This window comes from Sphingobacteriaceae bacterium (assembly GCA_002319075.1).
GTDB lineage: Bacteria > Bacteroidota > Bacteroidia > B-17B0 > Aurantibacillaceae > Aurantibacillus.
On the sequence record NVQB01000001.1, the window covers coordinates 2134209 to 2153016 of the forward strand.

Below are 18808 nucleotides of genomic sequence, written 5' to 3' on the forward strand. Positions count from 1 at the left end.
TTTAAAATTTTATATTTCCTCTGAAATATTCTACAACTACGGTTAAAGCCAAGTTTAAAAGCGATAATGGTAATAAACTCTTCCAGCCTAAATTCATTAATTGATCGTAACGAAATCTCGGGATTGTCCAGCGGATCCACATAAACACTGAAATAAATATTAAAGTTTTTGTGAAATAAGCCCCAAAACCGATTAAAGAAATAATCCATGAACCTTCCTGTAATCCCAATGCATTGTATAATTCATGAGCAAAAGGGAAATTATACCCACCGAAATAAAATCCTGCCATTACTGCTGAAGACACAAACATATTGATGTACTCTGCAAATAAAAACAATCCTAGTTTGAATGCAGAATACTCTGTGTGGTAACCACCAACTAATTCGGTTTCACATTCGGCAAGGTCAAAAGGGGCGCGGTTAGTTTCAGCCAAAGCACACACAAAGAAAATTAAAAATCCAAGTGGCTGCCAAACAATGTTTGCTACACCTGCATCCTGTTTTGCAACAATCTCAGCGAAACTTAAAGTACCTCCCGAAGTAATGATTAAAGCAATAAGTGCAATACCCATAGCTAATTCATAACTGATCATCTGTGCCGAAGAACGAATAGCTCCTAACAACGAATACTTATTATTAGATGACCAGCCACCGATCATAATCCCATAAACGCCAATAGAAGTAACTCCTAATAAAAAGATTACACCCACGTTAATGTCGGAGATCTGCATGGCATAGGTCGTACCATTCATAATAGCCGGCGCACCCCATGGAATAAGCACTCCAGCCATAATAGCCGTTACTATGAATAATCCAGGAGCTAATACGAATAAAAATTTATTCGAAACGTTCGGAATGATTTCTTCTTTAAACAACATTTTTCCACCATCGGCTAAAGGTTGCAATAGGCCCCAAACACCGGCGCGGCTAGGACCCCAGCGATCCTGCAGCAAACCTGCAAACTTACGTTCCCACCAGGTAGAGTATGCCGCAATTCCTAATGAGACTGCAAAAACGGCCACACAGATCAATGATTTATATATGATAAATTCTAACATCTTATTTAGTTCTATGGTTTTTTATCTAATGGCATAAAGCCCAGCGCTTCTTGTTGTTTCATGATTTGAACCTTCAACTCGTTCAAATTCTGATAATGATTTTGAGAAATTACCGAGGCACGTGTTATAGGCGATGGTCCTTCAATTACCCAGTCACTTTTTTGCTTGTGATCATAGCGGCAAGTATTACAAATAAATTCTTCTACTTCATCCCACTGATCTTTGCGTGCTGTAACACGAACCACTTCTTCGCCTTTTAACCACACACGTGTTTTACCTGAACAGGTCGGACAGTTACGATGCGCATCTACTGGTTTTGTAAACCATACACGTTGTTTAAAACGGAATGTTTTATCGGTTAAAGCTCCAACCGGACAAACATCAATAACATTTCCAGAGAAATCGTTATCAATTATTTTTTCAATATATGTAGAGATTTCAGAGGCATCGCCACGGGCAATAACACCATGCACACGGTTATCCGTAATTTGATCGGCGGTTTTTACACAACGGTAGCATAGGATGCAACGGTTCATGTGCAATTTAATTTTATCGCCGATGTCGATCATTTCAAACTCGCGACGTTTAAATTCGTAACGCGTTTTTGCGGCCCCATGTCCGTAACCCAAATCCTGTAAGCTACACTCACCCGCCTGGTCACAAACCGGGCAATCTAAAGGATGATTGATCAATAAAAATTCAACAACACCTTTACGTGCTTCTAAGACTTCAGGATTTGTAAAATTCTCAACCACCATACCATCCATTACCTCAGTTCTGCATGAAGCAACTGGTTTAGGCATTGGTGTTGGATTGGCAGTACTTCCCTGTGTAACTTTTACAATACAAGTACGGCAATACCCGCCACTGGTTTTTAATTTGGAATAATAGCACATCGCCGGCGGTGCAACCTCAGCGCCAATCATGCGGGCAGCCTGAAGAATGGTTGTTCCCTTAGGCACATCAATTTCTTTTCCGTCTATAGTTACTTTCATATTAATTACAATTCTTTTTAATGAGCTCTCCCGCTTCTATATCCGAAGGGTTTAGTATCAATAATTTTTTCCACGATTCACAAGCTGCTTTTTTCTGATCAAGCTTAAGGTGCATTTGCGCTTTATTAAACCACGCATCCTTATGATCAGGATTATATTTCAAACATGAATCAAATTTATGAAGTGCCGCTTCATATCTTCCGCTTGACAAAGTTTTCATACCCTCATCGAAAAAACGCGAAGCCTTTTGTTTCCGGTAATAAAGTGCCATCTTTTCAACGCCATCTGAACTACAATAAGTTTGTACAAATTCTTCCGCTTCTTGCTTACGAATATCTGACTGTATCATTTTATTCCAGACCTCACAGGCTTTATCTTTTTCTCCCAATGCCATGTGCATCTTCCCTTTGTCAAACAAAGCGTATTTATTTTGCGGTTCAATACTCAGACTTTTAACAAATTGTTCCTGCGCTTCTTTAAAATTACCTTGCTTTTCAAATTTATGACCTTCATTCCAGAATTGCATTGCCTGCTCATGTTTAGCTTGTTGCTCGGGAGACAATTTGGCTTGACCAGGAATTGCGCTTAACGTTCCAAGATTTTTAAAGGAAAAGGGAACTGTCATATAGACTTTTACCTTTTTATCTTTGTCTACACCCGATGTCCACAGGGGCATAGATTTTACGACACGCAGAGCTTCTTTATCTAAAGAAGATGAACCGGAACTCTTAAGGATCAAAGGATTAACTATATTACCATTTGTATCTACAAGGAATTTTACAAAAGCCTTTCCGCTTTCGCCACGTTCCCTGGCTTCTGCAGGAAATCTGGTGTTTTTATTTATATACTCCATCATAGAATTCACTCCTCCGGGGAACTCCGGCATCTTATCTGCCAACACCAATGCAGAATCGTTCTGTGCTGATGTAAATCCAACAGATAAAATACTGATAAATGCTATAAGGATGCTTTTTCTCAATTAAGCGACAATTTGATTTAATCTGTTATAATGCGAAATATCAACGAATTTTTTATTTCTCGCAATTTCTAAAAACTCATGCTTGAAATGACGAATTGCAGCTGCCACGGGCCATGCAGCAGCTTCGCCTAAAGGACAAATCGTTTTTCCTTCAATTTTACTTTGAATGTCCCACAACAATTCTACATCACTTTCATTCGCAGTTCCATTTAAAAATTTCTTCAGGATCTTTTCCATCCAACCTGTTCCTTCGCGACAAGGAGAACATTGTCCGCAAGATTCGTGATGGTAAAAACGGGCAAACGTAAATAAATTTTTTACGATACTAGTGTCTTCATCCATTACGATAAATCCACCTGAACCTAACATCGTGCCTGTTGCAAAACCACCGTCACCAAGACTTTCATAAGTCATTAAACGCGGTTCGCCTTTTGCTGTTTTTAAAATCAATTCTGTTGGAAGAATAGGTACAGAAGAGCCTCCTGCAACTACGGCCTTCATCTTTTTACCGTTGCGAATCCCGCCACAATATTCTTCGCTGTAAATAAATTCTTCAACGGGTACACCTAATTCAATTTCATAAACACCCGGCTTGTTAATATGTCCTGATGCAGAAATTAATTTAGTTCCTGTAGATTTTCCGATACCAATTTTTGCATATTCTTCGCCACCCATCATCACGATTGGACAAACAGCTGCAATTGTTTCTACGTTATTTACAACCGTAGGGCAGCCCCATAACCCGGCAACAGCAGGAAACGGAGGCTTAATGCGTGGATTTCCACGTTTGCCTTCCAGCGATTCTAATAAAGCTGTTTCTTCTCCACAGATATAAGCACCACCACCTACTTGTACATGGCAATCGTGAGAGAAATCTGTACCTAAAATATTTTTTCCTAATAAGCCAGCAGCATAAGCTTCCGCAATAGCAACTTCTAAAATACGCGCAACATAAAAATATTCTCCGCGGATATAGATATAAGATGTTTTTGCCCCGAGTGCATAAGAAGAAGTAATCATGCCTTCAATTAAAGCATGAGGAATTTTCTCCATCAAATACCGGTCCTTAAAGGTTCCAGGTTCCGATTCATCTGCATTACAAACCAAATAACGAGGCACACCTTCAGGTTTTGCTAAAAAGCTCCATTTAAGTCCCGTCGGGAAACCAGCGCCCCCACGTCCACGCAGACCTGATTTTTTTACCTCATCCGTTACCTGATCAGGGGTCATGTTTTTCAGTGCTTTCTCTACTGAAGCATAACCTCCATTTGAACGATAGACCTCCAGAGTGTGAATTCCCGGCACTTTATCGTTGTGTATTAATAATTTTTTACCCATTACTCTAATTTTTATGTCACTCTGAACGCAGTCGAAATTGTCATTCTGATCTTTCCCGACAGCTATCGGGAGAAGAATGATTTTTATAAAGTGTTTTTATAATCCTTATCTGTGTAACTTTTTAGCTTTCCTTCTGCTTTATAATCAGCCAGAATTTTATCTACCTTTTCGTAAGTTAGATTTTCGTGGAAGCTTGCCCCACACTGCATCATCGGTGCGGTTCCGCAAGACCCTAAACATTCTGCCACTTTTAAAGAGAACATTCCGTCTGCACTTGTTTCGCCCACTTTAATGTTCAGTTTTTTCTCGATGTATTTTACAATATCTTCTGCGCCATTTAACCAGCAAGAACTCGTCTGGCACACTTCAAGAACACATTTACCCATAGGTTTTAAATTGTACATCGTGTAAAAAGATGCCACTTCAAAAACTTCAATGGGTTTTACTCTTAAAATATCTGCAACATAATCCATTACCTCTGGACTTAACCAACCGCCAAATTCGGCTTGTGCAACGTGTAATACAGGCAACATAGCCGACTTGCGTTTTTCAGGAGGATAATGTGAAATAATCGTTTCAACAGTAGCCATCGCTTCTTCACTGAATTTTATTTCAGCGCGCTTTGTCGTGTTAAACTCTTGTGTTCCGTGAACCTGTGAACTCATATTCTAATAATTATAAATTTTGAATTTTAAATGTTGAATTTCGTTCCAATTCATTTAGCATTTAAAATTTATCATTCAACATTTCTTTTAAGCGTCTAATTCTCCCGCAATTACATTCATACTGCTCATAGTAAGAATAGCATCTGACAATAAACCACCTTTTATCATTTCAGGATAAGCCTGGTAATAAATAAAACAAGGTCTGCGGAAATGCAGGCGAAATGGTGTTCTACCGCCATCACTGATCAAATAAAATCCTAACTCTCCATTTCCTCCTTCTACACAGTGATAAACTTCGCCTTTAGGAATTTCTGTTTCACCCATCACAATTTTAAAGTGATAGATCAAAGCTTCCATGTTATTGTATACTTCTTGTTTTGGTGGCAAAAAGAAATCAGGCACATCGGCATGCGAAGGACCAGCCGGCAAATTTTTAATAGCTTGTTTGATGATCTCTAAAGATTGCCACATTTCTTCGTTACGAACCGTGAAACGATCGTAAGTATCACCGCTCGTTCCAACCGGAATTTTAAAATCAAAATCCTGGTATGAGCAATAAGGTGTAGCAACGCGTACGTCATAATCAACGCCAGCAGCACGAAGGTTCGGACCTGTAAAGCTATATTCTAACGCGCGTTCTGCAGTAATCGGACCACAGTTAATTGTTCTGTCCATGAAAATCTTATTGCGCATTAAAAGTTTGTTGAACTCGGTTAAGGCAGCAGGAAAATCTTTTACAAATGCATTAATGCGATCCCAGGTGATTTTACTCCACTCATTATCAAAACCACCAATACGGCAAATGTTGGTTGTTAAACGAGCTCCACAGATACTTTCGAAAATATCGTAAATATGTTCGCGCCATTGAAATAAATAGAGGAAGCCGGTTGTTGCGCCCGTATCTTGGCCAATAATGGTGTTACAGATAATATGATCGGCAATACGTGAAAGCTCCATGATAATTACACGTAAATAATCTACGCGTTTCGGAATTTCTATCTGCAGCAATTTCTCGACAGTAGTATGCCATCCAATATTATTGATGGGAGATGAACAATAGTTCATACGATCAGTAAGGGGTGTTATCTGCGCGTATGGTCTGCGTTCAGCTAACTTCTCAAAAGCTCTGTGAATATAACCGCAGGTAGGAACAGCATCGTGAATAATTTCACCGTCCATTTTTAATACATTCTGAAAAATACCATGCGTTGCAGGATGGGTAGGCCCAAGGTTCAGCGTGGTGTACTCTTTTTCAATTGTATCAGGAGGGGGTGTAATCGTATTTTCTTTTTTACTCATTGTCTTGTGGTTCTTGAGTTAAATTAACGTCCAAACATTTTATCCTCTTTGTCTTCGCGGGTTTGATCTTCCAAAGGATACTCTTTCCGCATTGGGAAAATATCCATTTCATCCACGTTTAAAATGCGAACTAAATTCGGATGGCCTGTAAAACGTACTCCGAAAAAATCATACGTCTCGCGTTCCATCCAGTTAGCACCAGCCCAAAGGTCAGTAGCTGTAAGAATTTCAGGTTTACTAATATCAAAAAATGTTTTGATGCGTATGCGCATATTTTTTGGCATGTTGTGCAGGTGATAAATAACCCCGAGTTGTTTTTCGTCGGCGGTTTGCATGCCTGTAAGGTCTGTTAAGAAGTGAAAATTTAATTCAGGATCTTCTTTTAAAAATTTAAGAATCTCATGTGCCTTTGTATGATCAACTGTAAATACAGGAAAGTTGTATAACAACTCTGCTTCCAGGTGTAAGCCCGGGAACTGTGTCATCAGCTTCTCATTTACTTTGTCCAGTGTTTCTTTACTCATATTTGTTTTTTCTTCTGAGTTTTATTCGATTCCAAAACTGTTCATTAAATCCTTGTATTGCGGGGAGTGGCGTCTGCGACCGGATTCATTCTTCGCTAATTCCTGGATTTTCAAAATACCATCAATGATTTGCTCAGGACGAGGAGGACAGCCAGGAACATAAACATCTACCGGAATAATTCTATCAATACCCTGCAAAACACTGTAAGTGTCAAAAATCCCGCCACTACTGGCGCAAGCACCAACACTCAGTACCCAGCGTGGCTCTGCCATTTGCTCGTAAACCTGTCTTAAAGTAGGCCCCATTTTTTTTGCGATAGTTCCCATTACCATTAAAAGATCGGCCTGGCGAGGCGAAAAACTTAAACGTTCCATCCCAAAACGGGCCAGATCGTAATGAGACCCCATGGTTGCCATAAATTCGATCCCACAACATGAAGTTGCAAAGGGAAGTGGCCATAGAGAATTAGCGCGTGCCATCCCAATAACCTCATCTACTTTAGTAGCGAAAAAACCAGGACCTTCAATGCCTTCCGGCGTTTTAGCAATCTCCAGTTTTGTTTTTTTTATAATTTCCTGTGACATTCTTTTAAGTTTTTAGTTGTTAGTGCTTAGTTTTTAATGATTGAATATTAAAAACTCAAAACTAAACACTTATAATTCTTAATCTTCCCACTGCAAAGCTTTCTTTGAAAGCATGTAATAAAATCCTACCAGCAATAAGGCAATAAAGCTGAAAACTTCTATTACTCCAAGTAATCCTAATTCTTTAAAATTGGCCGCCCATGGATACATAAAAATAACCTCTATATCGAACAATACGAAAAGGATAGCAACCAGGAAATACTTGATGGAGAAAGGCACGCGGGCGTTACCTTGCGTTTCGATTCCACACTCAAACGACTCTAATTTTACTTTTGTTTTGCGCTTTGGGCCTAGTGCGTGCGTTGCAATTAACGACACAACAGCAAATCCCACAGCAATTGTAAACATAATAAAAATGGGTAGGTAGTCTAGTGGTGAATCAGTACTCATAAAATTTGAAATTTTAGATTGTAAGATTAACCATTTTTAAATAAACCATCAAACATTCTACCCAAAAAATTGCTTAATTATATTCATTCTATTTAAGGTTAAAGCCTTGTGATGCCTGTGTTTAAAATGATTTGGGCTACGCTAACGAAGAGCGGAACGCAAAAAACTACAAATTTTGCTATCCACTAATATTTAAGTACTTTTGAAGAAGAATTTAAATCTATCAGAATGTTTATATTAGGGATCTTAGGCGGTTTAGGCGCTACAGAAGTGATTGTAATCTTAGTAATTGTTTTATTAATGTTTGGAGGTAAAAAAATTCCGGAATTAATGAAAGGTTTGGGTCGCGGGATCAAAGATTTTAAAGATGCCAGCAAAGGCGACTCTGAAAGCAGCGAAATAGAAAAAAAGTAATTCCCGATCCGCTGCGGTGGACTGTCGGGATATATGTAAATTTGAGGCGTTATTCTTTTGGATAACGCTTTTATTGTTTTTAAAAACCAATTTTTGTGTATTCATTTTCAAGTATAAGTCAATTACAATCCGACCTAAAAGCAGGTAAGGTTAGCTGCAAAAGCCTTGTAGAACAAGCGATTTCAGAAATAGCTAAAAAAAAACAGTTAAATGCTTTTTTAGAGGTTTTTGAAAAATCAGCTCTTGAACAAGCAACTGTAATTGAAGAAAAAATTAAAGCCGGCACGGCAGGTAAACTCGCAGGTGTTATTGTAGGGTTAAAAGACAACATCTGCTATAAGGGACATAAAGTATCTGCTTCTTCGAAGATTCTTGAAAATTTTGAATCACTTTTTTCAGCCACTGTGGTAGAAAAATTATTAGCGGAAGACGCTATTATAATTGGCCGCTTAAATTGTGATGAGTTTGCCATGGGCAGTAGCAACGAAAACTCTGCGTTTGGAAAAGTGCTTAACCCATTAAACGAAAAATTTGTACCGGGTGGCTCATCCGGTGGCTCCGCTACTGCGGTTGCGGCAAACCTTTGTCATTTTGCTTTGGGATCTGATACAGGTGGATCTATTCGTCAGCCGGCCTCTTTTACAGGTACAGTAGGTTTTAAACCTACTTATGGAAGGGTATCCCGTTATGGTTTAATTGCCTATGCATCTTCTTTTGATCAAATTGGACCTATTACAAAAAATGTGGAAGACGCGGCCCTGATCATGGAATTGATCAGCGGAAAAGATAGTCATGATAATACGACCTCTGCTGAAAAGGTAGGAGCTTATAGTGAAGAATTAAAGTCTGACAAAAAATATAAGATTGCCTATTTAAAAGAATGCATGGATTCTGAAGGTCTTGATACTGAAGTAAAAAAAGCCATCTTTAAACATATTGAAATACTCAGGGCAGCGGGACATACTGTAGAAGCTATCGACTTTCCTTATCTCGATTACCTGGTTCCTACTTATTATGTTTTAACTACAGCTGAAGCCTCTTCTAATCTGTCTCGTTTTTCAGGAATTCATTATGGTCACCGTACCACCAATGCCACCGATCTTGAGAGTACTTATAAAAAATCGCGCAGCGAAGGTTTTGGAAAAGAAGTAAAGAGGCGTATAATGCTTGGTACTTTTGTGCTAAGCGCCGGTTACTACGATGCTTATTACAGCAAGGGCCAGAAGGTGAGAAGAATGATAAAAGATAAAACACAGGAAATTCTGAAAGACTTTGATTTTATTCTCACGCCATCAACGCCTGGAACAGCCTTTGAATTTGGAAAAAACAGTGCAGATCCCATTAAAATGTATCTTGAAGACATTTTTACTGTGCAGGCCAATATTGCCGGAGTTCCCGCCATATCAGTGCCATGCGGCATACATAGCAACGGTTTACCAATGGGCTTACAATTGATGGCCAACTATTTTGAGGAAGCCAAACTCCTGAATTTAGCTTCTAAAATTAAGCCTTAAGAGCCTGCAAATTTTAGCATTTTAGTGTTAAAATTATGAACACAGGACAGAGCGTGTTTTTAATTATTCTAAATTTACCGAATCTAATTTTCAACCATTTAAAAAAAATATAATGAAAGTATCAGTTATTGGAGCAGGAAACGTAGGAGCTACATGTGCAGAATACATTGCCCTGAATCGCATTGCCAGCGAAGTAGTTATTTTAGACATTAAAGAAAATTTCGCAGAAGGTAAAGCATTGGATCTTATGCAAACCGCTACCTTAAACGGATTCAATACCCGTATTACAGGAAGCACAAACGATTACAGCAAAACAGCAAACTCTAAAGTTGTGGTTGTAACCAGCGGTATTCCTCGTAAACCAGGTATGACCCGTGAAGAATTAATTGGCATAAATGCTGGTATCGTTAAAACTGTAACTGAAAATGTTCTGAAACATTCTCCTGATGCTATTATTATCATTGTAAGTAATCCTATGGATACAATGACCTACTTAGCTTTAAAAGAAAGTAAATTACCAAAAAACAGAATTATCGGAATGGGTGGAATTTTAGACAGCGCCCGTTTTAAAACCTATTTATCTTTAGCATTAGACGCTCCTGCAAGCGACATTAACGGAGTGGTTATCGGTGGTCACGGCGATACCACTATGATTCCTTTAACACGTTTAGCTTCATACACTGGAGTTCCTGTTTCTCAATTTTTAGATGCTGAAAGTTTGAAAAAAGTTGCAGCTGACACAATGGTAGGTGGAGCAACTTTAACAGGTATGCTTGGAACCAGCGCCTGGTATGCTCCGGGAGCTGCAGTTGCTGCTTTGGTAAACAGTATTATTAACGATCAGAAAAAATTATTCCCTTGCTGCGTTGCATTAGATGGTGAGTACGGACAAAAAGACATTTGCCTTGGCGTGCCCGTTATCATTGGCAAAAACGGTTGGGAAAAAATCGTTGACTACAAATTAACTGCCGACGAACAAGCGGCATTCAACAAAAGCGCTGACGCTGTAAGAAGCATGAACAGTGTTTTAGCTGAAATGAAAGCTTAATCAAAATAACATTACAAAAACCCGTTCATTTACCGGACGGGTTTTTTTATGCTGTAAACATTCCTTAACTATTAAAAAAGATAAGCAACTTTTACAAAAGCATTGAAGCGGTTTATTCCTCTCACACGCATACCTGAATTTCTTTGAATGTACTCGTCTGGCTCAGGTTTGTATATATCAAAAGCGTCAACAACTCCTGCTGCCATTGCAGCCACATTCATCGTCCATCCGTAGTCAATTATCAAGTGCTTACCCACTATCCGGCAGTTTCCCATACCAAATAACATATCCGGAAACAGATAGCGTTGCTTTATATCTCCAAAATCATTAAAGGTGATGTCTTCATAAGTGTAGGGATATGAACTGGTTTGTATTCTATCCTCTACTCTCATTTCATTAGGATTGTAGCTGGCCGTTCTCACATTTAAAGTGGCCCCCAATAAAATATATTTACCCCAGGGCGCAACATACTTTCTTCGGAAAAGCTTGGTATAGAGCGCGAAATTTCTGGCTTTAATTTTAATCTGTCCTTGAGGATCTGCCAGGTAGGGCGAAGTTCCATAACCCGCTATTTGGTACGTCGAGAAAGAGATATAGCCAGCGTTGTAATATTCCGATTTCATGTCTACCTGTCCGGTATTATTATAAGTAGATTTATATAGTTTAAAGGAAGCGCCAAGTGAAAAACGTTTTCCAAGAACCTGTTCGATGAAAAATTCATGCTGGGTGTTAACAATACTGGTGCCATAGTCTGCCAGAGCTGCAGTGATTGCAGGATTTATATTAAAGCCATAACCTATGGTAGTTTTCTTTCCCATATAGCCCGGAGCCTGTCCATGAGAGACTAAAGAACTTGCTACGATTAAAAAAAATAAAAATCTTCTCATGTTTCAACACTTCGCTAGAAGAGATATCCTATTTTGAGATAAAAATTAAATCTGTTTACAGCTGCCGATCTGTTTTTAGCTGTTCTTTCAATATAGTTGTCAGGAGTTATTTCATTAAGATCCAATGCATCTATAAACATCTGCGTCATAGCCAGGCAACCAATGGTATACCCATAATCGAGCGTTATAGTATTCGCAATAACACGGCTGTTCCCGTTCCCAAAAAAGATATCTACCGATTTATAGGTTTGTCGTGTAGGGCCGAAGTCATTATAAAAATAATCCTGGTAAACATACTCTCCTGTCACAAAAGACTCAACACGCGTTTCACCAGCAACACCCATTTCATCGGGATTGTAAGAAACGATACTTTGATTCAACGAAATTCCTAAGGTAAAATATTTGCCCCAGGGTGCCAGGTAACGGTCTTTAAAAAATTTACCATACAGTTTATAATTCCGCCCTTTCAGCAGATAACTCCCGCTTGGATGAGAATTTATGCTCAGACTGTAAACCGATTGGTAGGCCTGATCTAACATAACACCTGCCTTATTGTTGTATTTATAGCGAAAAAACTGCGCAGACAAGCCTAGCGAGAATTTTTTATCCAGGGCACATTCTATAAATAGTTCGTGCAAAGTGTTGAAAGCATTGTCGCTAAAACCTCTTCCAATACTGTTAAACGCTGGGTTTGCATAAATGCCATAACCGGCAGAAAACCTTTTACCCATGTACCCCGGAGCCTGAGAACTCACCTTTAAAACTGAGCAACAAATTAAAAGCACCCAGCCAGCTTTTTTTATTCCTGACATCATAGCTTATTTTTTAATGGGGTGTTTTAATTCGTATAACATCTGGTAAGTTTTAGCATTTACCAAATCTTTTCGGTCTTTGGTTTTAAAGTATTCGTATTTGCGGTAGATAAGCTCGTTTTTACGAATATCAAAAAGAAATCCGTAAAAATAAGTTCTCTTACTTCCGCTTATTGTAGTAACTGTGGCGATGCCGGTTTTTAAGACATAGGGCGTGCCGTATTTTTTAATGACATCTTCAATATCGTCGGTATTAAGAATTTTCAATTTTTCTTTATCCGTATCAAACTTCTCGTCAAACCAATCGTTTAGAACCGAATAATCGTTTATTTTATCTACTTCATTTGATTGTAATAAGTTCGGATCAATTGTAATTATTTCAAACTCTAGTTTTTGTGCGCATTCACTTAACGTTTTACTATAGCTTTCCTGCTTCTGATCAGAAGATATGTACTGTATCTCTTCCCGCTTTGTTTCATCCACTTTAATAAAAAAGGGCTCCAGTAATACCACTTTTTGAACTTTGATCGTTCCCTGCATGTTTTTTTTCCTGGAATAGGATGAGCTTGAACTATAGGAGTTGTAATTGCTTAAGCCCGAAGCTGATTCATCCAGGCCAGAACCAGGGAATTTTTCTGCGAATTCACGGTCATTCACAAAAAGATCAACAAAAACTTCTTTGTAATAAATCGTATCGTCGCTCCTGCTATTTCTTTCTTTTTGCATGTTAGCAATCAATTCGGTTTTTGAACTGGTTTCTTTTGGAGCTTCTTCTGCAACGGCTGCCGTATCTTTTTTAATTACAGGTTCTTTTTTTGGAAGTTTTGCAAATTCACTTATTCCCCATTTTGTTCTTTTCATCAGGCTAAACAAACTATCTGAAACAGCAGACAAAGATTTATTTTCAGGAAATTTTTTGTGTGCCCTGTAAACATAGTTGAGCGACAAAATAGTCCATTCGTTCTCAGGCATTTTTGAAATGAGATGGTACAACTGCTGCGGGTAACTTTCTACTTCTCCGTATGCGGTGAAGCCATTTTCAAGATTAGATTCGTTGCTGTAAGTGATTTCACCTTTGTCATAAAGCGCTATAGCATACAAACATTTTGATATTACTTCGGCAAGATATTCGTTAGCGGGATATTTTAAAGACATAATATACGCTGCATACAAAGCATTCGGATAGTCTCTGCTTTTTAGATAAAGTCTGCATAACTCCATACGCGAAAGATCACGCATGTATTCAAATTTATCCTGACCCAGAACAGAATTAACACGGTTAGTATTATCGCGGTTGCTCACAATATCACCGATTGCTTGTTTACGCTTTTTGGTATTGGGGTGTGTTTGTTTTGTGTCGTCTTCGTTCGAATTATCCTTGATGGCTGAAACCTGAGGAAGAAAATAACTTTTTGGCAAAACGTAGTTTGGACTTTCGAAATATGATTTTTTAAATTCAACCAACTCAAAAGGCAAGTGCGCGTATTGAAGCATATCAAAAGCCTTTTCTGCCTGCTTAAGATTGTAAATAGAACGTTCGTAAAGTTTAAATCCTTCAATATCTGCCTCACTTTCATTCTCTTTTGAATACTGACATTTTTCTATCAGCCTGTCTTCATTGTGACCGTTATAATTCTTCTGGTCAATCTCAGCATTTTTTACATAACTATTAATGTGATGTTGTTTTGTGTAATGGGAAATTTCGTGACAGATAATAAAAGCAAGTTGCGCTTCTGTTTCCGCCTGTGCGATTAAACCGATATCAATAAAGATATAACCTTTGTCAAAACTATAAGCATTAACAATCGAAGACTTTAATGTAAAAACATTTAACTGTTTCCTAAGCGTTGGGTTATCTTTAAGAATAACGTCCGTTATTTTATTCAGGTAAACAGTTATCTCATCATTAATAAGAGTGTTGCCACTTCTAACAATGCGTTCAATCTGATAATTGGAAGCGGTAAGGAATGTGGACTTCAGACCTTTGTCAGTTTCCTTTTTATTTTTTAATTCGGTAATATCTTGTTTAATGACGTTCCTGATATTCTGTGTAAATACAGCAGGTAATTCGCCTTTAGATTTAAGAGGTTCATAATCTTTTTTAAGGTTTTGTTGCGCTGTGCAAATGACCGAAAAAAGGAGCAACAAGTGTGTGAGATGTTTCATCATTTAAGTGTGGAAGGTAAATATATTAATTTTAATTAATCTCCCGCGTGCACAGCGAATTCGTATAGAACTTTCGTTTTAACAGGAATACAGTCTTTGAAAAGAGAAGATGACAGATCATGGGTTTTGAAAAACTTAAATATAATTAATTCCTTAATCCCAAAAGCGCAGAACCCATATATTATAAGCGTTTTAACGTTTAGATTTTGCTTACTTTTGCCGAAGTGCCTGTAAAAAAAATATTCTTCTTTTTTCTCCTGGCTTGCGCTGCTAAAGCTCAATATCAGCCTATGGCTAAAAATGCCTTTATGAACCAGGGTATGCAGGAAGCATTTGATTACTGGAGCATTTCTAAACCTAACACTACCTTTCACTCTGCTTTTAAGCCCTACCTGAGCAGCACTTTCGCCGATGCCACCGATTCTGTGGTGCCGTTTCAATTTTATTCTTTTAAGAATTTCTTTCTTAGTAAAACGCTTAATGAAAAACCGCAAAATGTAAACTGGCTCAATTTACAGGTCCACCCGATTCTTGATTTTCAGGCAGGTGCCGATTTTCTTACAAAAAAAGCTGTAATATCAAGTCTTGGAGGCATTCACATAAAAACCAACATCAATAATGATTTTACTTTTGCAGGTACTATTTACGGTGGCAAAAGTTCTTTCCCCTTTTTTATCGACACTGGTTTGGCCGCTCAAAAAATTATTCCGGAGTCTGGTCAAGCCTATGGCTCCAATGCTAGTGGCTACTCCTTTTTTGATTACACAGGCTATATTTCATACTCGCCAAAAAACAACAAGGTTTTTAACTTTCAGGCAGGGCGCGACAAACACTTTATAGGCGATGGCTACAGAAGCGTACTCTTAAGCGATTACGCGCCAGCCTATCCCTTTTTTAGAATCAATACGAATATCTGGCGACTACAATACAACGTATGGTACACCATTATGAATGATGTAAGTACCGCTAATGGAAGACAAAAAAGTTTCAACAATAAGTATGGCACCTTTCATTATCTCAGTTATAATGTGGTAAAAGGATTTAATATCGGACTTTTCGAAAACATTGTCTGGCGGGGCACAGACACAAGCCAGGCCAGAACCTTTGAAGTAAACTATTTAAATCCCATTATTTTTTTCCGGCCACAGGAGTATTCGGTAGGCTCGCCGGATAACTCTTTTATTGGTTTAAACTTGAATGTAACTCTTCTTAAGACTATAAAACTCTACGGACAATTAGGTCTGGATGAATTTTTATTAAAAGAAATAAGAGCGCGTAATGGCTGGTGGGCTAACAAACAAGCCTGGCAGCTCGGTGCAAAATACATAAATGCATTTGGTGTGGAAGGATTAAAATTGCAGGTAGAATACAACCAGGTAAGGCCTTACACATACACTCATGGATTAGTAACGCAAAATTATTCGCATTATGGCAAGGCCCTGGCGCACCCTCTGGGTGCCAATTTTAAAGAAGTTTTGGGATTTATAACTTACAGAAAAAAAAGGTCAGAATTTAGCTGGCAGGGAATGTACGCGAGCATAGGTAAGGATAGTGCAGGAACGCATTCAAACGTTGGGCAAAACATCTTTTTATCTTACAATACGCGAACATCGGATTACGGAAACTTTACAACGCAAGGCGTTAAAACTACACTAATGCAAAGCCAGTTAAAATATACCTGGTACATTATCCCCAATCTTAATATGCGTCTGGAATTGGCTTACATTCAACGTTCAGAAAAAAATAACAGAGGTTACCTCCTTCAAAATCCTTTTATTTATATAGGTTTTAAAACCAGTTTCTGGAACGTTTACCGCGACTTTTAAACAAATTTTACATTTGAAAGCCAATTCCGGACTTTTTTCGGGTAAATTCCTTGAAATAGCGGGTACTAAACTGTTAATAAATTTTGTACATCAAACAAAAAACCTATATTTGCAGTCCTTTTTAAAAAAGAGGTTATGGGGAAAAGTCAATACATAATACAATTTGGCGGATTACCTGTTGGTTTACACGATTTTGAATTTGATGTAGACGATTCGTTCTTTAATACAGTTGAAAATAGTGAGGTTCAGAAGGCTGATATCCAGGTAGACGCTACACTGACCAAGCAAAACAATTTATTGCAGATGCACTTTAATATCTACGGAACCGTAGGTTTGGATTGTGACCGTTGTCTGAAGTATTTTGATTTTCCTATAGAAGCCGAAGGAGATCTTGTGATCAAGCACGGTAACCCTTCAGAAAGCACCGATGAAATATTGGTAATTCCCGAAGGACAGGAACAATTTGACGTTTCTCACTATTTATATGAATATATTATTTTAGCCATACCAGCGCGCCGTGTTCCCTGCGAACTTGATGATCCCGATCGTGAAAGTTTTAAATGTGATTACGAAACGCTGGATAAACTAAATAATCTGACAACGGATACTTCGGAAGAAAGTCCCGCGCCGGAAAACAACCCCTTGTGGGAAAAACTAAATAAAATAAAATTTAATAAAAATTAAACTAAGAAATCATGCCAAATCCTAAACGCAAAATGTCGCGCTCTCGTAGAGATTCACGTCGCGCAACATACAAAGCACCATCAATGACTATTTCAAAAGATTCAACTACAGGCGAAGCGCATTTGATGCACCGTGCACACTGGTTCGAAGGAAAACTTTACTACAAAGGAAATGTAGTAATGGAGAAAAAAGCATAAGCAAAGTTTCTTTTATTTTTAATATTATTAAGAAAGCAGGTAGATTATGCCTGCTTTTTTGCTATACTTGAGGCCTTAACCCGGTATTCTTGAAAAAAGCTCTTAATGCATTGATTGTTTTAGGTGTAGAAGACACTCAATCTTCCTATGAAAAGAGGCGTATTAAAACCACCAATCTTATTAACCTTCTTGTTGTTTTCCTGATTCTTGTTGGATACAGCAACTACTTTATCATTCACAGCGACTTCGCATTTGTTCCGGTAACTTGTTTCTTGTGCCTTTCTTTAGTTTCCATTTTTTTAAACAAGGTCCGACACACAACAGCATCCTTCCTGCTATTCACCATCAATATAAATCTTTCTATTTTTTTTATAAACGAATACTATCCCTTCGAAACCGGGTCTTACCTGTTTTATTTTCCCCTTATAGTAAGTATAGTACTCCTTAATAATCCAAGTTTCAAGAACAAATATTCGGTCATTCACTTTTCTATTTGCGCGGGCTTTTTTATTGGCGGGCTTTTGCTAGACTTCCCTGCGCTCCGTTTAACTACCCTCACACCTGCTCAAATAAGACTTTTGTGGTATTTCGACTTAGTAATGGCAACCATGCTTACCGCCGTTCTAACGTTTTTACTCACCCGCATTATCTATAAACAAAACCAGGAAATTATTATTCAGAATGATGATCTTAAAAAAGCAAAAGAGATCGTTAATGTTTCGCTCAAAGAAAAAGAGGTGCTGCTGGCAGAGTTACATCACCGTGTAAAAAATAATCTGGCGATTATTTCCGGACTATTGAATTTGCAGAAAGATGCCATTGAAAACGAAGAGGCCAAACAGGTTTTAAGCGATAGTAAAACCCGTATAATGAGTATGGCCCTGGTGCACAAAATGCTCTACGAAAATGTTGAACTCAAAAATATTAACCTTGGCAAATATGCTTCTGAGCTCCTGAATGAATTATTATACTCGTATAACCTTATAAAAGTAGTGAAAGTGAACGAAGACTTCGATGCCGTAAATATACCGGTCAGTAAATCTATTCCGCTTGGTTTGATACTTAATGAGGTTATAACCAATTGCATTAAATATGTGTATAAACCTTGCGAGGAATTAAACGGTGTATTCAACATTAGTATAAAATTAAAGGAAGGTCAGGTTGTTTTAATCATGAAAGACAACGGTTTAGGTTTTCCTAAAGACTTTAATGTAGATTCTGAAAATCAGTCCCTTGGCATTTATCTTATCAAAACATTAGCCGAACAGATTGATGGGAAAGTACGGTTCTCAAATGAGGCCGGAGCAAAAATTGAGTTAAATTTTTCCCACAATTAAATTTTATAAATGCAAGCCTATTTAAGGTGTT

General features: G+C 38.1%; 19 protein-coding genes. 7 read left to right on the forward strand and 12 right to left on the reverse strand.

Translation table 11 applies throughout. The features are described 5' to 3' along the window. Position 1: 1 nt before the first annotated feature. The 9 genes from CNR22_09315 to CNR22_09355 all read right to left on the reverse strand — a co-directional run bounded on the left by CNR22_09315 (position 2) and on the right by CNR22_09355 (position 7892). Positions 2–1057, reverse strand: coding sequence for an NADH-quinone oxidoreductase subunit NuoH (locus CNR22_09315; protein PBQ31959.1), 1056 nt, complete (start codon positions 1055–1057; stop codon positions 2–4). Positions 1058–1068: 11 nt separating this feature from the next. Continuing rightward, on the reverse strand, positions 1069–2052 hold the full coding sequence (locus CNR22_09320) for a Fe-S-binding domain-containing protein (GenBank protein ID PBQ31960.1): 984 nt from the start codon (positions 2050–2052) through the stop codon (positions 1069–1071). Position 2053: 1 nt separating this feature from the next. After that, positions 2054–3031 (reverse strand): hypothetical protein, encoded by a 978-nt coding sequence (locus CNR22_09325; GenBank protein ID PBQ31961.1) that lies wholly within the window; start codon positions 3029–3031, stop codon positions 2054–2056. Next, positions 3032–4369 (reverse strand): NADH-quinone oxidoreductase subunit F, encoded by a 1338-nt coding sequence (locus CNR22_09330; GenBank protein PBQ31962.1) that lies wholly within the window; start codon positions 4367–4369, stop codon positions 3032–3034. Between the two features lie 83 nt (positions 4370–4452). Further along, positions 4453–4959, reverse strand: a complete 507-nt coding sequence (locus CNR22_09335; GenBank protein PBQ34864.1) for an NAD(P)H-dependent oxidoreductase subunit E — start codon at positions 4957–4959, stop codon at positions 4453–4455. Positions 4960–5121: 162 nt separating this feature from the next. Further along, positions 5122–6333: an NADH-quinone oxidoreductase subunit NuoD gene (locus tag CNR22_09340; protein ID PBQ31963.1), complete on the reverse strand. Its 1212-nt coding sequence runs from the start codon at positions 6331–6333 to the stop codon at positions 5122–5124. A gap of 23 nt (positions 6334–6356) precedes the next feature. Then, positions 6357–6857, reverse strand: coding sequence for an NADH-quinone oxidoreductase subunit C (locus CNR22_09345; GenBank protein PBQ31964.1), 501 nt, complete (start codon positions 6855–6857; stop codon positions 6357–6359). Positions 6858–6878: 21 nt separating this feature from the next. Continuing rightward, positions 6879–7442: an NADH-quinone oxidoreductase subunit B gene (locus tag CNR22_09350; protein ID PBQ31965.1), complete on the reverse strand. Its 564-nt coding sequence runs from the start codon at positions 7440–7442 to the stop codon at positions 6879–6881. 78 nt (positions 7443–7520) lie between these two features. Next, a complete protein-coding gene (locus CNR22_09355; GenBank protein PBQ31966.1) occupies positions 7521–7892 on the reverse strand; it encodes an NADH-quinone oxidoreductase subunit A in 372 nt (123 codons plus the stop codon). 228 nt (positions 7893–8120) lie between these two features. Between CNR22_09355 and CNR22_09360 the strand changes: the two genes are divergently transcribed. From CNR22_09360 to mdh, 3 genes are all read left to right on the forward strand, one after another. After that, entirely contained in the window at positions 8121–8306 is a 186-nt protein-coding gene (locus CNR22_09360; protein PBQ31967.1) for a twin-arginine translocase TatA/TatE family subunit, read from the forward strand. Between the two features lie 95 nt (positions 8307–8401). Then, the gene (locus CNR22_09365; protein ID PBQ31968.1) at positions 8402–9820 is read left to right on the forward strand and encodes an Asp-tRNA(Asn)/Glu-tRNA(Gln) amidotransferase GatCAB subunit A; all 1419 of its coding nucleotides are present in this window, start codon (positions 8402–8404) and stop codon (positions 9818–9820) included. A gap of 112 nt (positions 9821–9932) precedes the next feature. Further along, complete coding sequence (gene mdh, locus CNR22_09370; protein ID PBQ31969.1) at positions 9933–10868, forward strand: malate dehydrogenase; 936 nt, start codon at positions 9933–9935, stop codon at positions 10866–10868. 71 nt (positions 10869–10939) lie between these two features. Here the strand turns inward: mdh and CNR22_09375 are convergent, their stop codons facing one another. The 3 genes from CNR22_09375 to CNR22_09385 are packed head-to-tail and all read right to left on the reverse strand — an operon-like array spanning position 10940 to position 14736. Next, positions 10940–11755 carry a hypothetical protein gene (locus CNR22_09375; GenBank protein PBQ31970.1) on the reverse strand — a complete coding sequence of 272 codons (816 nt, stop codon included), beginning with the start codon at positions 11753–11755 and terminating at the stop codon, positions 10940–10942. 14 nt (positions 11756–11769) lie between these two features. Further along, a complete protein-coding gene (locus CNR22_09380; GenBank protein ID PBQ31971.1) occupies positions 11770–12567 on the reverse strand; it encodes a hypothetical protein in 798 nt (265 codons plus the stop codon). Between the two features lie 6 nt (positions 12568–12573). After that, positions 12574–14736, reverse strand: a complete 2163-nt coding sequence (locus CNR22_09385) for a hypothetical protein (protein ID PBQ31972.1) — start codon at positions 14734–14736, stop codon at positions 12574–12576. A gap of 203 nt (positions 14737–14939) precedes the next feature. On the opposite strand from CNR22_09385, the gene CNR22_09390 reads away from it, so the two are divergent. From CNR22_09390 to CNR22_09405, 4 genes are all read left to right on the forward strand, one after another. Then, entirely contained in the window at positions 14940–16559 is a 1620-nt protein-coding gene (locus CNR22_09390; protein ID PBQ31973.1) for a hypothetical protein, read from the forward strand. 135 nt (positions 16560–16694) lie between these two features. Then, the gene (locus CNR22_09395; GenBank protein PBQ31974.1) at positions 16695–17243 is read left to right on the forward strand and encodes a hypothetical protein; all 549 of its coding nucleotides are present in this window, start codon (positions 16695–16697) and stop codon (positions 17241–17243) included. Positions 17244–17254: 11 nt separating this feature from the next. Further along, entirely contained in the window at positions 17255–17440 is a 186-nt protein-coding gene (gene rpmF / locus CNR22_09400) for a 50S ribosomal protein L32 (GenBank protein ID PBQ31975.1), read from the forward strand. 89 nt (positions 17441–17529) lie between these two features. Beyond that, entirely contained in the window at positions 17530–18777 is a 1248-nt protein-coding gene (locus CNR22_09405; GenBank protein ID PBQ31976.1) for a hypothetical protein, read from the forward strand. Positions 18778–18808 lie beyond the last annotated feature (31 nt).

Excerpts from the sequence above, each read along its gene's own strand:
- CNR22_09315 (PBQ31959.1), bottom strand. The coding sequence starts at position 1,057 with ATGTTAGAATTTATCATATATAAATCATTGATCTGTGTGGCCGTTTTT.
- CNR22_09320 (PBQ31960.1), bottom strand. The coding sequence starts at position 2,052 with ATGAAAGTAACTATAGACGGAAAAGAAATTGATGTGCCTAAGGGAACA.
- CNR22_09330 (PBQ31962.1), bottom strand. The coding sequence starts at position 4,369 with ATGGGTAAAAAATTATTAATACACAACGATAAAGTGCCGGGAATTCAC.
- CNR22_09335 (PBQ34864.1), bottom strand. The coding sequence starts at position 4,959 with ATGGCTACTGTTGAAACGATTATTTCACATTATCCTCCTGAAAAACGC.
- CNR22_09340 (PBQ31963.1), bottom strand. The coding sequence starts at position 6,333 with ATGAGTAAAAAAGAAAATACGATTACACCCCCTCCTGATACAATTGAA.
- CNR22_09345 (PBQ31964.1), bottom strand. The coding sequence starts at position 6,857 with ATGAGTAAAGAAACACTGGACAAAGTAAATGAGAAGCTGATGACACAG.
- CNR22_09350 (PBQ31965.1), bottom strand. The coding sequence starts at position 7,442 with ATGTCACAGGAAATTATAAAAAAAACAAAACTGGAGATTGCTAAAACG.
- CNR22_09355 (PBQ31966.1), bottom strand. The coding sequence starts at position 7,892 with ATGAGTACTGATTCACCACTAGACTACCTACCCATTTTTATTATGTTT.
- CNR22_09360 (PBQ31967.1), top strand. The coding sequence starts at position 8,121 with ATGTTTATATTAGGGATCTTAGGCGGTTTAGGCGCTACAGAAGTGATT.
- mdh (PBQ31969.1), top strand. The coding sequence starts at position 9,933 with ATGAAAGTATCAGTTATTGGAGCAGGAAACGTAGGAGCTACATGTGCA.
- CNR22_09375 (PBQ31970.1), bottom strand. The coding sequence starts at position 11,755 with ATGAGAAGATTTTTATTTTTTTTAATCGTAGCAAGTTCTTTAGTCTCT.
- CNR22_09380 (PBQ31971.1), bottom strand. The coding sequence starts at position 12,567 with ATGTCAGGAATAAAAAAAGCTGGCTGGGTGCTTTTAATTTGTTGCTCA.
- CNR22_09385 (PBQ31972.1), bottom strand. The coding sequence starts at position 14,736 with ATGATGAAACATCTCACACACTTGTTGCTCCTTTTTTCGGTCATTTGC.
- CNR22_09395 (PBQ31974.1), top strand. The coding sequence starts at position 16,695 with ATGGGGAAAAGTCAATACATAATACAATTTGGCGGATTACCTGTTGGT.
- rpmF (PBQ31975.1), top strand. The coding sequence starts at position 17,255 with ATGCCAAATCCTAAACGCAAAATGTCGCGCTCTCGTAGAGATTCACGT.